Source organism: Yoonia sp. BS5-3 (assembly GCF_038069655.2).
GTDB lineage: Bacteria > Pseudomonadota > Alphaproteobacteria > Rhodobacterales > Rhodobacteraceae > Yoonia > Yoonia phaeophyticola.
On sequence record NZ_CP150951.2, the window covers coordinates 3,150,024 to 3,162,858 of the forward strand.

The following is a 12,835-nucleotide window of genomic DNA, read 5'->3' on the forward strand; positions in this document are numbered from 1 at the left end:
ATATGCGCTTGGCCTTGGTTCTTTGTGGAATGTTTACGGGCAGTGCGGCCTCAGCGCAGCAGGCATTTGAGTGCAACAAGGCCGATCAGCTGGTTGCTGTTGAGGCGCTTGAACAAGCCAAAGTGCTGACATTGAGTGCCGCAGCAGCTGTCGGCGATACCCCCGAATATGCGCGCTGGTTTGGCACCTATTCTGAGCGGAACGCAGAACAGGTGCGCGCGACGCTTAAGGCTGTGGTCACTGCCATGCGCAGCGGTGCAGTCACGCTGCATTGCAACACAAACCGCGAGGATGGTTGCAACGAGGGTGAATATGCCTGGGTCTATCCGCATCGCCCCCTAGAGGTGCAGCTTTGCCCGCCATTTTTCGAACTGCCCCCTTTGACCGCCTTGCAGCCTAGTGAACGCCGCAGCAATTACGGCACCCGCGAGGGCACCATGGTTCATGAGATTTCGCATTTTCTGCGTGTGGCTGATACGTGGGATCATTGCTATTCCCGCCGTGAATGCCGCGAGATGGCCACGGACAGCCCCAATCTTGCAGTCGAAAATGCCGATAGTTTTCAGTACTATACGGAAGACGTGACATATTATGCCCGTCAACCGCTGACCGATAAACCGTCAGCGGCGCGGCAGGATTAACCGCCGCGCCTTTGGGCCCATTCAGGTCAAACGCCGCCGCAGGCCGGGCAGGTTCGACAGGATCAACAGATCGAAACTCAGCACGGTCAGAACGGCCAGCCCCGCCATCGGAAAGGCCATGGATACGGCCAACCCGACAAATACGGCGCCTTGCCAAAGCGGCAGTTCTTTCGGCATCGGCGGCGCGGCCAGACGCCCCGCTTTTGCAGGCCGCCGTCTCCACCATAATACGACCGCACTAAGGCAGAGAAACAGAACAGACAGGCAAAAGACCGTATTGGCCAGAACACTCCATAGCCCGAGTGTGCCCATATGCAGCGCGATCCCAACGGCCATGGCCTTGCCCGCGAGCGAATAATCGGCAAAGCGCACATCAGCCAGGATGTTGCCGGTGTACTGGTCGACATGTACGGTGCGGTCTGTGGTGGGCGAGGTGCTGTCTGTGCTCATCGAATCCCGGCTGAGCGTCCAGACGCCCATCTCACCATTGGGTAGGTTCAGCTGATAGCGCCCGTCGAACCCGATCGCGCGGGCCAGCTGATCTACGCGGTCCAATGTAACTGCGCCTGCGGTCCCAGTGATCCCCGCATCACTGCCTGAGGCGGGCAGGGGCGTTTGTTCAAGCGCCCAGGGCACTTCGCGCCGGTCATGGTTCATGCTGGCATGGGTGCTGTCCGAGAGCGGCACATCAGACCATTTTTCAGCGGGAAATTGGCTCCAGGCTTGGACCATTTTGCCGCCCCAGATACCGGCCCAAGCCAGGCCCGAGATCAAAAAGAAGATCAAGATGACAGAAACCCACATCCCGATCACACCGTGCAGCGATTTCCACAAAGCCCGCCCTTTGCCAAAGCTGGGGATGAACGCCTTGCGCCAGCCGCCACCACGTGGCCACCACAGGTAAAGCCCGGTTGCGACCAGCAGCAAGCCCAGCGAAGCCGCCGTTTCAAGTAACCGGTCCCCTACGACGCCCAGCATCAAGCTGCCATGGATCTGATCAAAGAAATCATACCAGCCGCTTTGGCGCGGATAGGTTTCGATAACTTGCGCCGTGTAAGGATCGACCGCGACCATGATCGCGTCACCCCCTGCATCCACCCGGAACAGGGCCGCCAGATCATCACTGCGCGGTGCTACATATTGTTTCAAAACGCCGTCCGGGATGGCCGCCACCGCTGCCTGCGACTGCGCTGAGACGGACATGGCGCTGCCCTGCACCGTCACGGGTGTTTTTTCGCCATCGCGCCCGTCAATCCAGGCAAGCCAGAGCATCATCATCCCTGTCAGTGCAAGAACGGTCAGGAAGGGGATCACAAAAAGCCCCGCGTAGAAATGCCAGCGCCAGGCGGCAAAATAGATTTTATTCACGCCGCCTGTTGGCTGCGCATCGGTATTCGTCATTGTCATTGAATGGCTCCAAGCCTGATGCTCCGCGTACCCCTTTGGGTCACGGATGCATTACGTATCTGAGGTGAAAAACAGAACTCAGGCTTGCGGCGGTGCGCGCACCATGCGCGCGTTGTCGAGCCGGCCGCTTTCGGCCAGCCGTTTGGCGATAAAATCAAACGCGTAGATTTTTGCGATGCGTTGCGATGTTCCAGCACAGCCAGCCTGCGACAGCACAAAGCTGTCCGCGATGCGGCAGGCTTCACAATGGGGGACAGGGGTTTCGCCGGAGCCGCTGGTGGTGCCGCAAAGATCGCTAAGCGATCCACCCCCTGCCACATAAGCGGCCAGTTCAGGCGTCATCTCGGTGGCAATCACTCGGTGCGCAAAGCCAACGGCCGCCAGGGCAACGATGAGCGCCCCAACCAGTACCCATTTGCAATGAATTGCGAAATTCCGAACCATATGAGCCGGTTAGCAGGTCTGATACGGCGCGGGAAGATCACAAGTGTCGCAGCGTCCTGAAATTGTGCGGCGGGGCAATAACGGGCGTCTTTACGGTGCCTTGCTGCGTGCCCGTTCTTCAACCAGTTTGCTGATCGCCTCGGCCTCCGGATCGCCCGCTGCGCTTAGCCCGTCACGCACGCCGGTCCAGTCTTGCAGCGCCTTGTTCTGGCTGACCTTCCACGTGCCTTGCAGGTCAGTCACGCTGATTTCAAAGCCGACAAGATGCCGCAGCTGCCGCGCGATGAAATCATCAGGGGCGTCCGTCACGGCCCATGGCGCCGCGCGGTGGCTTTCATGCTGCGCGGTCAAATCACTGAGGTGCTGCATCAGCCAGGCTGTGTCTTGCGTGAAATTCAGCGTACCACGCGCATGGACAACCACATAGTTCCAGGTCGGTACCACTTTGCCATGCTCTTGTTTGGAGGCGTACCATGATGGCGTCACATAGGTTTGCGGCCCTTGGAAAACGCTGAGCACCTCAATGGGGCCGTCCGTTTGCCGGAAAAGCGCATTATTGGCCGCCAGATGCCCCCGCAGCACCCCGCATTCGCCTTCGCCCACATGAAGAACAAGCGGCACATGGTCCGCAGACAGACCGCCCGTTGCGGCAGAGACCAGCGTGGCAAAGGGATGCGCGACCATAAGCGCGTGCATCACATCGATGCGGGTTTCGGAAAAGAGGGGCTGTTTCAGCATGGCCCGTCAACTGTCGTTTGGTTGCGCGGCTGCCCGTTCCGCAGCCCGGTCAATGGCTGCCACGGTAGCTTCAGGGTTAGCGTGATGCGGCATATGTCCGACCCCTTCAAGTGGGGTCAGCACGGCCGTTGGCGCGATCTTGATCACCTCTTCGGCATGCACCGCGATTGGCACGGTCATGTCCGCTGTCCCATGCAGGATTTCGATGGGCAGGGTCAGTTCAGGGTAGCGCGCGGACATCGTCACCACATGCGGACGCAGTGTATTCACCTGCCGAATATTGGCACGCATCGCAACGGGCCGCAGCGCAAGCCGTCCGCCGATATAGTCGCTATAGCCCGTCGGCACCGGGTCAGGGGCGAAGGTGCCTGTGATGCTTTCCTGCACTTTGCTGTTTGGCACCAACGCGCCGATCAAAGGAATGACAACAGCCCCGCCAATCGGATGGCCATTAACCCGGTAATACCAGCCCAGATCACCAGGCCAGGGCATTGTCACACCCGCCAAAGACACCAGCCCCGCTGCATTGACGGGGTTTTCCGCATCATCTAGCCCGGCGACGGCCCAAGCATAACCAACCGCGCCCCCATAGCTGTGGCCGACGACAATGGGGTCGTTGATTTCAAGCGTTGCTGCGGCTTCGCGCAGCATGGCGGCTTGGGCTTGCGGGCTTTCGCCAGCGCTGCCGATCAGCCCATCCGCCATGCCTGCGATCCGGTCCGTATAGCCCAGCCCGGGTCGGTCAAATGCGGTGACTGTGTAATTTTCGCGGAGCCGTTCCATCAGATCAAAGGTGAATTCGCGCAGATTACCACCCGCACCATGCAGCAAGATCACATGTGGACCGCTGCCTTCTTGGACATAATGGACTTGCCCGACAGAGGTTTCAACAAAGCTGCCGATAGGCGGATAGGTCTTTTCGGCCTGCATGCCGCGATATTTCGCACCAAACACCGCAAGCGCCCCACCGATAAGACCAACAACGGCCAGATTTGCGATATTGTTATACAGTCCCAATTTTCTCTAACTCATATGGCGTGGTTTGATAAATCTCGTTCAGCCAGTTGCCATAAAGAAGATGCGCGTGGCTGCGCCATCTATTCTGGGGTTCTGCGGTTGGATCGTCATCAGGGTAGTAGTTCACAGGTACGTTTATCGGCGTTCCTTCGCCGATATCCCGGTCATATTCCTGTTTCAGCGTGCCGCTATCATATTCAAAATGATTGAAAATATAGAGCGCGCGATGCTGCTGGTCTTCAACCAGTGCCGGGCCGGATTGATCGCTTGTGATCAGCGTTTTCAGACCCGTTGCCGCGTCGATTTCATCCTGGCGCATTTCCGTCCAGCGGCTGACCGGGATCACGCAATCATCCGAGAACCCGCGCAAATAGGGCGAGGCCGGGGCCGTGTTCTGGTGCCGGAAGCAGCCAAAGGCCTTGTGATCAAGGATATGTTTTTGCACCCCGTGGAAATAGTTGATCATCGCCATGCCGCCCCAGCACACACCAAAGGTCGAATGGACATTCGTCTGGGTCCAGTCAAAGACCTGGGTCAGTTCATCCCAATAAGTGACCTCATCAAAGGGCAGATGTTCGATCGGGGCGCCGGTAATGATCAGCCCGTCAAATTTCTGGTCCGTGACCGCGCTAAAAGGTTGATAAAACTCTTCCATATGCGCGGCGGCTGTATTCTTGGTCTGATGCTCGGACATGCGGATCAATGACAGTTCAATCTGCAATGGCGTGGCCCCGATCAGCCGCGCGAACTGGTTCTCGGTCTGGATCTTTTTGGGCATCAGGTTCAGCAGCGCTATCCGCAGCGGGCGGATATCCTGTCTTGCGGCGGTGTCTTCATCTAGCACCATAACACCTTCATCAGAAAGGACGTCATAAGCGGGCAGGGCGGAGGGCAATTTGATTGGCATCGGAATATTCCTGGATAAGGAGGTAAGAGATAGGGCGGTCAGCCGCGCATCTCAAGGGCGTCAGCGATCATGCCAACAAAGCCCTCCGTATCTTTGACCTTTGCCACAGCGTCTTGCGGCACAGTAATCCCCCATTTATCAGCCATTGCCTTATAGCGCGGCTGCCGATGCGCCAGCGCCTTGGCAAAGGCCCAGCGGATGAAATCATCTGGGTCCACCTGATCGGGCGCCACGTCAAATGCGGTCAGATAGGCCTGCCATGTCCCGAGCAGGAATGCCGGATCATAGGACATTGGTTTTGGCTCTTTATCAAAGCGCCGGATCAGCTCGGCAGTATGCGCATCGGTCCCTTCGATCCAAACCATCAGGGTTTTGGCAGACAGATCCCGCAAGATCGGATCATTTGGGTCATCCGCATTGACCCATTCGCAGATTGATCCGCCGGTGTCGCAGATGAAGTTGGGATATTGGTACAGATCCACAGCCCGATCGATGAAAGACCCCGTATCATAAAGCGCCGCGACTTCGGCCGCCTGAAATTGATCCTGCCGCATGGTATATTCATCCCAGGCCAGCCCGCCCTTGGCCGGATCGCCTGGTTTGCCCAGATAGGACGACATCGGCTTAAGATCGTCAAATGAGATATTCGACCCGATATAGATAGAATTTGACCGCAGCAATTCGCGCAGGAACGGGACTTTCATCGCCTCGCGTTTGGCGTTATCGGCGATCTTTTCACCCATATACCGCGTGCCGATCCGGTAATCGATTGAGTAATGAAACCAATCGCCCGTATCGCGCAGCATTTTTGACAGATAGGTCTTACCCAGACCAGACATGGCAAAAAGCAAGACACGTTTCTGCGGCGCATTGCGCCAATCGGAGGCGGATTCATAGATCATGCGCCCGTGGTTACCCGTGTCTGATGCATTCTTCCAGCGATTTATGGCTGTGCGGACGCTCTAGGCTGCAGAGGCCTGCGGTCGTCGTTTTGCAATCGTCTTGGGCAGGCGCTTGCCGGGGATGGCAAGCGCCAAATTGCAGGCCTAGTTGGCGGTCCGCACCGACCAGTTTTGATAGGCGGCCTGGGCATCGCTGCAGCTTTCCAAGGACAGAACCTTGATCTGGTTGGCGTCGCTACGCCCCGTCCGGGTATCTTCGGCCAAAGTCATGCACATATCCGTGGCTGAGGCGGGGGTGATTGTCCCTTCGCCCGAAAAGACAAAGGATTGTGCGCTACTTCCGTCACATGTGGCCAGATCAATTGACGTGCCTGCGGCTGTTGATGAAACCTCTGCGCAGACGTCAAATTCGGTCATGTAAAGCACACCATCCGCAAATTGTGCCGTGTCAAAGGCCTGATCCACGCCCAGCGACCCTGATGGGCTGTAGCATGTGTGCCCTTGCAGCCCATCATCCGGATTGGCGGCGGTTCCTTGCGCGCGGGCGATATCAAGGCAATAGCCGTTTTGGACATTGTCGAGCATGTCGGTCAGGTAGATCTCAACGGCTTCGGCATGCACCGCGCCGGCTGACAACATGGTTCCGATGAGGGCGGTAGCCATTTTCTGTTTCAGCATTGAATATGTCCTTTCAGTCTTGTCTGGCCCCGCCATATTGGGGTTAGGACCTGTTGTATACGGCCCTAGGGCCGCGTGATCAGAACCGGCTGCACCTTGCCGCCAATTCGACGATATCCAAACTCTGCCACACCGCTGACCATGCCTGTCGGGTCTTTCCAATACACCGTCGCACGGTGATTTCGGACCTCATGCATGACCGCATCATAGCTTAGTCGCATCGGAAATAGCGGCATATCGGCAGCAGATGTTCCAGTAAGCTGGATTGTCAGTTCGTTATACGTGCCTACCTCGGCGTTTCCGGCGGTTTTTATCGTCGCCTCAATCAGTTCCAGCGCGATGACCCCATCTTCGGTCTGCAGCTTGAGATGCGCGGCGAAATAAGCGCCGATTTGCGTTTGTTGCGCGGGGGTTATGTCTTGCCCGCCATCGAGGTCTTCCAGCGCCTTTAGGGCAGGGGCTGCGATAACAAGGTCCTCGATCGGCAACAGAATGGTCACGTTCATCTGCCCCTGATCATGTGACAGAAACAGCACGCTGCCGGGCAGCGCATGGGCCAGGGCCGATTGCATCCCGCCAATAAAAAGCAGAAGGGCGAGTGCTAAGACCCGCCCTGATCCACCTAAAATCATCAAAGATTACCACCGTAATCGTCAGTCTGGTCGCGCCAGACCGAGTGGGGATGGTTGCCGTCTTCACCGGTGGATTTGTTTGATTGCAGCGAAAATTCGATCCAGAGCGAGGGCCCATGGATGCGCACATAATCATCTTCGCTGTTCATATCGGGCGTGCCCGAAAACCCGAGCACTGTATCAGGCAGTTCGGCGATGTATTTGGCCATATAGGTGGCCGCATCCTCTGCATTGATATCGCCCACATAGGTTGCAACAGCCGCAAGCAGCAAGGCCTGTTGCGCAGCATCGAGTTCAGAGACCGCAAGCCCTTCTTGCGCATCAGGGATCGCGTCATCGCTTTGCGGACCTGCAATGATGTCCCGATAGGTCCCTTCCAGAGTCGCTGCGGCTTGTTGATCAGCGCTGAGCGCGTTCAAAAGCGCTGCAAATGCGTCGCGCTCTTGGGTCAAAGGTACGTTTTCGCGGTCGTTCATCTCAAAGCTGGGGAAAGGTTCGATCCCGCGGAAAGATGGCGTCGCCCCGGCGATGACCCCATCTGTATACGTATTGGCAAAGGCGAAATGGTGCCCACCATAGTAAAGCTGCCAGGTACCGCTATTGCCGGGCGTTCCAAGAAACGCGAATTTGGAGTTATATGAGGAATAGCCCGCCTTGGTATCATCGCTGACCGTGCCGATGTAATCATCCGCATTGAGGGTCTGCACCATTTCGTCGAAGCCTTCATTGTCAGCCTCGCCTGCGGCCGCAATCAAGATCGCTTTGACGAGGCCAAGCTGATCGCTGCTGAATTCACCAAGATAGACCCCGGGCCGGGCCGGAAAGGCGCCAGCGGGCAGGTTGCTCCAATTTTGGGCCTCGCTTACAGAATAATCCAACTGCAGATTGGCCATGATCTCATCGGATACATCGGCTTTGAGCAGATCGATAAGGCAGAGCATCCGGGCATAGCCTTCATCCCCATCACAGCTATCGGCTGAAGCTGGGATTTCGACCGACCCCATCAGAATGCTTGTGTTGCCAAGCCGTTCATCAACCGGCGGTCCGCCGCCCATGAGCTGACTATATCCAAAATAGGCGCCAGCCCCGACGACAATGACACCAGCCAAGAGTTTCAGTTTCACGATGTTTCCCCCAAGTTTTAGTCGCCATCAATGGCAGTCTGGCCGCATTATCTCATGCCCTTGGGGAAATTTCTACGTCATTGCTTCAAAGCCTGTGCCAAAGTCATGCATCCAACACCGCTGGCCAGTTTGCATCGCCAGCTGCAATATTGCCCGGAATATCCTGTTCCCAGCGCCGTCTGATCCGGCGTGAGTAATTGAGGTAGAGTTTATCATCCACAATCGACCAGGCACGGGGATCGGTTGGTGCGGTGTAACCGCGGCTGATGGCAAATGCGCAATAGCCGCCGTATTGGGGTGCGTATGCAACAGGGTTGGCGGCAAACAGATCGCGGTTGGCGCTGTTTGCAAAATGCCAGGTAGCGCCCAGATACTCATACGTAATCGACGGATCACCCGCGACGGGACCCTGCTGATCAAAATAGGCCACGACGTCGCTGCCATCCACAACAATGCCATTTTCGGCATAGATTTGCGGCGTCGCAGCAAAGGCGGCCGGTGCCAAAAGCCCGGCGGCTGGTGCGGCAATGATCAGGGTGCGGCGTCTAATCGACATCAGAAGCTCCGAACGTTGGTTGTCCGGTTTATGTGATATCTGCCGCCTTTGCGGCTAGGTCTCACACAGAGTTGTGACTGATTCTTTCATGCCCTGCGCCACATGCGGTATCTTGTTCTTCTGATGGCGCATCAGAAGTTTGGCGATCCGCTTGTCCCGTTGAATGGGGCGCGCGGGCAGCGGGGGTGTGTCCCAAAGGTCCGGGAAAATCGCCATAAGCTCTTCTTTTGCGGCATCATCAAGCGCCTCTTTCGCGTGGGGGCCGTTCAACATCGTCTCGCTGGGGGCACCGGCGGCATAGATCACGTCGTGCTGATCGGTCATCAGATGTAGATAGGTGACCTGTTCTTGGCTGTCATCGATAAAGATACCGGGCAGGGCGGTCAGTTTGATGGCAGGCACAAGAATTTCCTTGGCGCCGAACATCCGTTCGCATACCTTTGAGCGTAGCAACATGCGATGTTGCCGCGAGACAAGCAAATCCTCAGACGGGCAACCGGGCCCCAATGCACCGGCCATAATCCGAATGGGGGCCAGTTTGCCGTGTGCCTTGACCCGGCTGCATCCTATCCAGCGGATCGGCTGATACCCGTGATCTTGGGTCGCAACCAGATCACCGATTTGCAGCGTCTCAATCTGTCGCGATCCCCGATCTGTTTCGATCATCGTTCCTGAGACATAGCAGGTTAGAAAATCCCAATTTTCCCGGTCACCTGCCAGCCCTGAAAAAGTATCACCGCTAACGCTGTCCAAAGTAAGCGATTGGATCGGCTTCGCCTCTAGCGCGGCCTGGTCCGCATTGGGTGCGAACTCAGGTGCCCAATATGTATTGCCGTCGACATCCTGAAAGATGACTGCCGTGATCGTGGCCGTTGTTCCGTCAGTATAGGTTATAGTTGCGTTATAGATGGCGGCCGCATCAAAGCGTTGGTTGGGGCCGCCATTGATCCGAAAATTCTCGCCTGGGTTGTTATCCTGATCATAGACGTTGTTCGTTCCACCCGTAAAACCGCCAGACCCAGTTGAAAATGTAACGGCGCTTTCGAAAAGGGGATTGCCCGGCCCACCAAAGCTAAGACCTGTCAGATCATCCGCATTTTCGGCATCATTGTCACCGGAACCTGTTGCTGGATCAGAATCGATATCGGCCTGCACGCCGAGCGAAAAGACGGTAAATGTGGTGGGCACTCGTAAACCTATAAACGCATTAAAATTTCCACTACCCTGGAAAGCAATCACTTTGATCGCGCCGGGGTTGTGTGGTTAATGGTTAGTTCACGTTAGGTAAATAAAGGCTTAATGCCCGCGCCAGATCCAGCCGCCACCAAGGATCCGCGTGCTATCGGGGTCATAAAAGACGCAAGCCTGCCCCGGCGAGACCCCCTGTTCGGCCATCAGTAGCTCCACCTCGGCCTCCGTATCGGAAATTGGCCGCAGCACTGCATCGGTTGGTGGGCGGGTTGATCGGACCCTGACCGCGATTTGTCGTTCGTCCAGATCGGTCAGCTTGCCGCCTCCGATCCAGTTGATCTCGCGGATCGGGACCCTGCGGGTGGCCAGCATTTCTTTCGGACCGACAATCACCTGTTTCGCATCCACATCCAGCCTGACCACATAAAGCGGGTCAGCCAAACCACCAATCCCGAGCCCCCGTCTTTGCCCGATCGTGTAGTGAATGACACCTCTGTGGGTCCCCAGCACGTTGCCGTTTTGATCGACAATATCGCCGGGCTCTGCTGCGCCGGGGCGCAGCTTTTCGATAACTGCAGCATAGTCGCCATTGGGGACAAAGCAGATATCCTGGCTGTCTGGTTTGTCAGCCACGCTGAGCCCGTATTTCGCGGCCAGCGCGCGGGTTTCTTCCTTGGATTTATGGTGCCCAAGCGGAAAGCGCAGGTAATCAAGCTGCTCTTGCGTGGTAGAGAACAGAAAATAGCTTTGATCTTTGCCAGGGTCCGCTGCGGCATGCAATTCAGCCCCTTCGGCCCCCATTTTCCGCTGAATGTAATGTCCTGTTGCCATGCAATCGGCATCGAGATCTTTTGCAGTCTCGAGCAGATCCTTAAATTTCACGCGCTCATTGCATCGAATACAGGGCACAGGTGTAGCCCCGCCCAGATAGCTGTCGGCGAACTCATCCATAACAGCTTCACGAAAGGTGTTTTCGTAATCCAGTACATAATGGGGAAAACCCATTTCTTCGGCGACCCGGCGCGCATCATGAATGTCACGCCCGGCGCAGCACGCCCCCTTTTTGGCCAAAGCCGCCCCGTGATCGTAAAGTTGCAAGGTGACGCCAACGACATCGTAACCTTCTTCGGCCAGCATTGCCGCCACCACAGAGCTATCGACGCCGCCAGACATAGCAACGACAACGCGCGTTTGCGCGGGCGGCTTGGCAAAGCCGAGCGAATTGAGCGGCGAATCAAGGGGCATCGATTTTCCTGATTAACGAGTTTCCAAAGAAATATAGGAAAATGCGAATTACTCTCAACCCCGGTTTATACGACTCATTAAGCCCTGACATGGATAACGGCCCTTGGGTGAAAAATGGAAGAGGGTGCGAGATGTATCTACGTAAGGTTGAAGGGCCGCGGTCTGTCACACTGGCTGACGGTTCAATTATGACACGGGCTGATTTGCCCAGTGAAAAGACGCGCCGCTGGGTGGCTTCACGCAAGGCAGCCGTTGTACGGGCAGTTGGTGCAGGGCTCATTCAGCGCAAAGAAGCGTTGGAACGCTATGGCTTATCGGATGAAGAGTTTAAGGAATGGGAAAACGCCGTGACCAAGTTCGGTGAAGCTGCCTTAAAGGCAACCAGTTTACAACGCTATCGACAACCGTAAGTGGAAATGTAAAGGTTATTGGATATGGTAACGGGTGATTAACCTTTAACGGTTTAGGTTAACGACACAGAAGAAAGAGCGGAGAACTCGGATGCGTGTCTTGCTGGTTGAAGATGACCCAACAACGTCGAAAAGCATTGAATTAATGCTGACCCATGCAAACCTGAACGTCTATGCGACGGATTTGGGGGAGGAGGGGATCGATCTTGCGAAATTGTACGACTACGATCTGATCCTATTGGACTTGAATCTGCCGGATATGAATGGCCATGAGGTACTGCGTCAGCTGCGCCTTAGCCGTATCGATACGCCTATATTGATCCTCTCAGGGGATGATGGGACCGAAAGTAAGCTAAAAGGCTTTGGTTTTGGGGCGGATGATTATCTGACCAAACCCTTCCACCGCGAAGAACTCGTGGCGCGTATTCATGCGATTATCCGGCGCTCAAAAGGGCACGCTCAGTCGATTATCAAAACCGGCCAAATCTCTGTTAATCTTGACGCGAAAACGGTCGATGTTGGTGGCAGCACCGTACATCTGACCGGCAAGGAATATCAAATGCTTGAGCTGTTGAGCCTGCGAAAGGGCACAACACTGACCAAGGAAATGTTCCTGAACCATCTTTACGGCGGTATGGATGAACCTGAGCTGAAGATCATTGACGTGTTCATTTGCAAATTACGCAAAAAGCTGAGCGAAGCCACTTCGGGCGATAATTACATCGAAACGGTTTGGGGACGTGGCTACGTGCTGCGCGATCCCGAGCCTGTTGCCGAGGAAGAAAAACTGGCTGTCAGCGCCTAGGGGGCTGCTAGCAATCACCACTCACGGAACCAATCGCCGATTTTGTTTTTCGCGCGCCATACTCTGGACGCTTGGATGACGACTGTCTAAGAATCCTCGCATGTTCCCGGGCGGGCCGGGTGCGAAAAAGCGAGGGTC

The 12,835-nt window shown here is 56.1% G+C and carries 15 protein-coding genes; 3 read left to right on the forward strand and 12 right to left on the reverse strand.

The features are described 5' to 3' along the window. Window positions 1-2 precede the first annotated feature (2 nt). On the forward strand, window positions 3-641 hold the full coding sequence (locus AABB29_RS16010; protein ID WP_341365959.1) for a M35 family metallo-endopeptidase: 639 nt from the start codon (window positions 3-5) through the stop codon (window positions 639-641). A gap of 21 nt (window positions 642-662) precedes the next feature. Here AABB29_RS16010 and AABB29_RS16015 read toward each other — a convergent pair whose 3' ends face one another. The 12 genes from AABB29_RS16015 to mnmA all read right to left on the reverse strand — a co-directional run bounded on the left by AABB29_RS16015 (window position 663) and on the right by mnmA (window position 11,482). Beyond that, complete coding sequence (locus AABB29_RS16015; RefSeq protein ID WP_341365958.1) at window positions 663-2,048, reverse strand: PepSY domain-containing protein; 1,386 nt, start codon at window positions 2,046-2,048, stop codon at window positions 663-665. Between the two features lie 78 nt (window positions 2,049-2,126). Beyond that, entirely contained in the window at window positions 2,127-2,492 is a 366-nt protein-coding gene (locus AABB29_RS16020; protein WP_341365957.1) for a hypothetical protein, read from the reverse strand. Window positions 2,493-2,582: 90 nt separating this feature from the next. Continuing rightward, window positions 2,583-3,230 carry an FMN-binding negative transcriptional regulator gene (locus tag AABB29_RS16025; protein ID WP_341365956.1) on the reverse strand — a complete coding sequence of 216 codons (648 nt, stop codon included), beginning with the start codon at window positions 3,228-3,230 and terminating at the stop codon, window positions 2,583-2,585. Window positions 3,231-3,236: 6 nt separating this feature from the next. Further along, window positions 3,237-4,247, reverse strand: coding sequence for an alpha/beta hydrolase (locus AABB29_RS16030; protein ID WP_341365955.1), 1,011 nt, complete (start codon window positions 4,245-4,247; stop codon window positions 3,237-3,239). Further along, entirely contained in the window at window positions 4,234-5,154 is a 921-nt protein-coding gene (gene metA / locus AABB29_RS16035; protein WP_341365954.1) for a homoserine O-succinyltransferase, read from the reverse strand. Before metA ends, AABB29_RS16030 begins: the two co-directional genes overlap by 14 nt. 38 nt (window positions 5,155-5,192) lie before the next feature. Continuing rightward, complete coding sequence (locus tag AABB29_RS16040; RefSeq protein WP_341365953.1) at window positions 5,193-6,056, reverse strand: ATPase; 864 nt, start codon at window positions 6,054-6,056, stop codon at window positions 5,193-5,195. Between the two features lie 144 nt (window positions 6,057-6,200). Continuing rightward, the gene (locus AABB29_RS16045) at window positions 6,201-6,734 is read right to left on the reverse strand and encodes a ricin-type beta-trefoil lectin domain protein (RefSeq protein WP_341365952.1); all 534 of its coding nucleotides are present in this window, start codon (window positions 6,732-6,734) and stop codon (window positions 6,201-6,203) included. A 65-nt stretch (window positions 6,735-6,799) separates the two neighbouring features. Beyond that, complete coding sequence (locus AABB29_RS16050) at window positions 6,800-7,369, reverse strand: hypothetical protein (protein WP_341365951.1); 570 nt, start codon at window positions 7,367-7,369, stop codon at window positions 6,800-6,802. Next, window positions 7,366-8,490 carry a DUF3500 domain-containing protein gene (locus tag AABB29_RS16055; protein ID WP_341365950.1) on the reverse strand — a complete coding sequence of 375 codons (1,125 nt, stop codon included), beginning with the start codon at window positions 8,488-8,490 and terminating at the stop codon, window positions 7,366-7,368. The genes AABB29_RS16050 and AABB29_RS16055 overlap by 4 nt, the downstream gene beginning before the upstream one ends. A gap of 103 nt (window positions 8,491-8,593) precedes the next feature. Then, window positions 8,594-9,046, reverse strand: a complete 453-nt coding sequence (locus AABB29_RS16060) for a YHS domain-containing (seleno)protein (RefSeq protein WP_341365949.1) — start codon at window positions 9,044-9,046, stop codon at window positions 8,594-8,596. A gap of 54 nt (window positions 9,047-9,100) precedes the next feature. Beyond that, window positions 9,101-10,234, reverse strand: a complete 1,134-nt coding sequence (locus AABB29_RS16065) for a Hint domain-containing protein (RefSeq protein WP_373636625.1) — start codon at window positions 10,232-10,234, stop codon at window positions 9,101-9,103. A gap of 108 nt (window positions 10,235-10,342) precedes the next feature. Beyond that, the gene (gene mnmA / locus AABB29_RS16070) at window positions 10,343-11,482 is read right to left on the reverse strand and encodes a tRNA 2-thiouridine(34) synthase MnmA (RefSeq protein WP_341365947.1); all 1,140 of its coding nucleotides are present in this window, start codon (window positions 11,480-11,482) and stop codon (window positions 10,343-10,345) included. A gap of 131 nt (window positions 11,483-11,613) precedes the next feature. Here mnmA and AABB29_RS16075 point away from each other — a divergent pair, with 131 nt between their 5' ends. Together AABB29_RS16075 and ctrA are read left to right on the forward strand one after the other, a co-directional pair. After that, on the forward strand, window positions 11,614-11,892 hold the full coding sequence (locus tag AABB29_RS16075) for a DUF1153 domain-containing protein (protein ID WP_341369070.1): 279 nt from the start codon (window positions 11,614-11,616) through the stop codon (window positions 11,890-11,892). A 91-nt stretch (window positions 11,893-11,983) separates the two neighbouring features. Beyond that, window positions 11,984-12,697, forward strand: a complete 714-nt coding sequence (gene ctrA / locus AABB29_RS16080) for a response regulator transcription factor CtrA (RefSeq protein WP_341365946.1) — start codon at window positions 11,984-11,986, stop codon at window positions 12,695-12,697. Window positions 12,698-12,835: the final 138 nt, after the last annotated feature.

Excerpts from the sequence above, each read along its gene's own strand:
- mnmA (WP_341365947.1), bottom strand. The coding sequence starts at position 11,482 with ATGCCCCTTGATTCGCCGCTCAATTCGCTCGGCTTTGCCAAGCCGCCC.
- metA (WP_341365954.1), bottom strand. The coding sequence starts at position 5,154 with ATGCCAATCAAATTGCCCTCCGCCCTGCCCGCTTATGACGTCCTTTCT.
- AABB29_RS16020 (WP_341365957.1), bottom strand. The coding sequence starts at position 2,492 with ATGGTTCGGAATTTCGCAATTCATTGCAAATGGGTACTGGTTGGGGCG.
- AABB29_RS16075 (WP_341369070.1), top strand. The coding sequence starts at position 11,614 with ATGTATCTACGTAAGGTTGAAGGGCCGCGGTCTGTCACACTGGCTGAC.
- AABB29_RS16045 (WP_341365952.1), bottom strand. The coding sequence starts at position 6,734 with ATGCTGAAACAGAAAATGGCTACCGCCCTCATCGGAACCATGTTGTCA.
- AABB29_RS16010 (WP_341365959.1), top strand. The coding sequence starts at position 3 with ATGCGCTTGGCCTTGGTTCTTTGTGGAATGTTTACGGGCAGTGCGGCC.
- AABB29_RS16025 (WP_341365956.1), bottom strand. The coding sequence starts at position 3,230 with ATGCTGAAACAGCCCCTCTTTTCCGAAACCCGCATCGATGTGATGCAC.
- AABB29_RS16040 (WP_341365953.1), bottom strand. The coding sequence starts at position 6,056 with ATGATCTATGAATCCGCCTCCGATTGGCGCAATGCGCCGCAGAAACGT.
- AABB29_RS16060 (WP_341365949.1), bottom strand. The coding sequence starts at position 9,046 with ATGTCGATTAGACGCCGCACCCTGATCATTGCCGCACCAGCCGCCGGG.
- AABB29_RS16015 (WP_341365958.1), bottom strand. The coding sequence starts at position 2,048 with ATGACAATGACGAATACCGATGCGCAGCCAACAGGCGGCGTGAATAAA.
- ctrA (WP_341365946.1), top strand. The coding sequence starts at position 11,984 with ATGCGTGTCTTGCTGGTTGAAGATGACCCAACAACGTCGAAAAGCATT.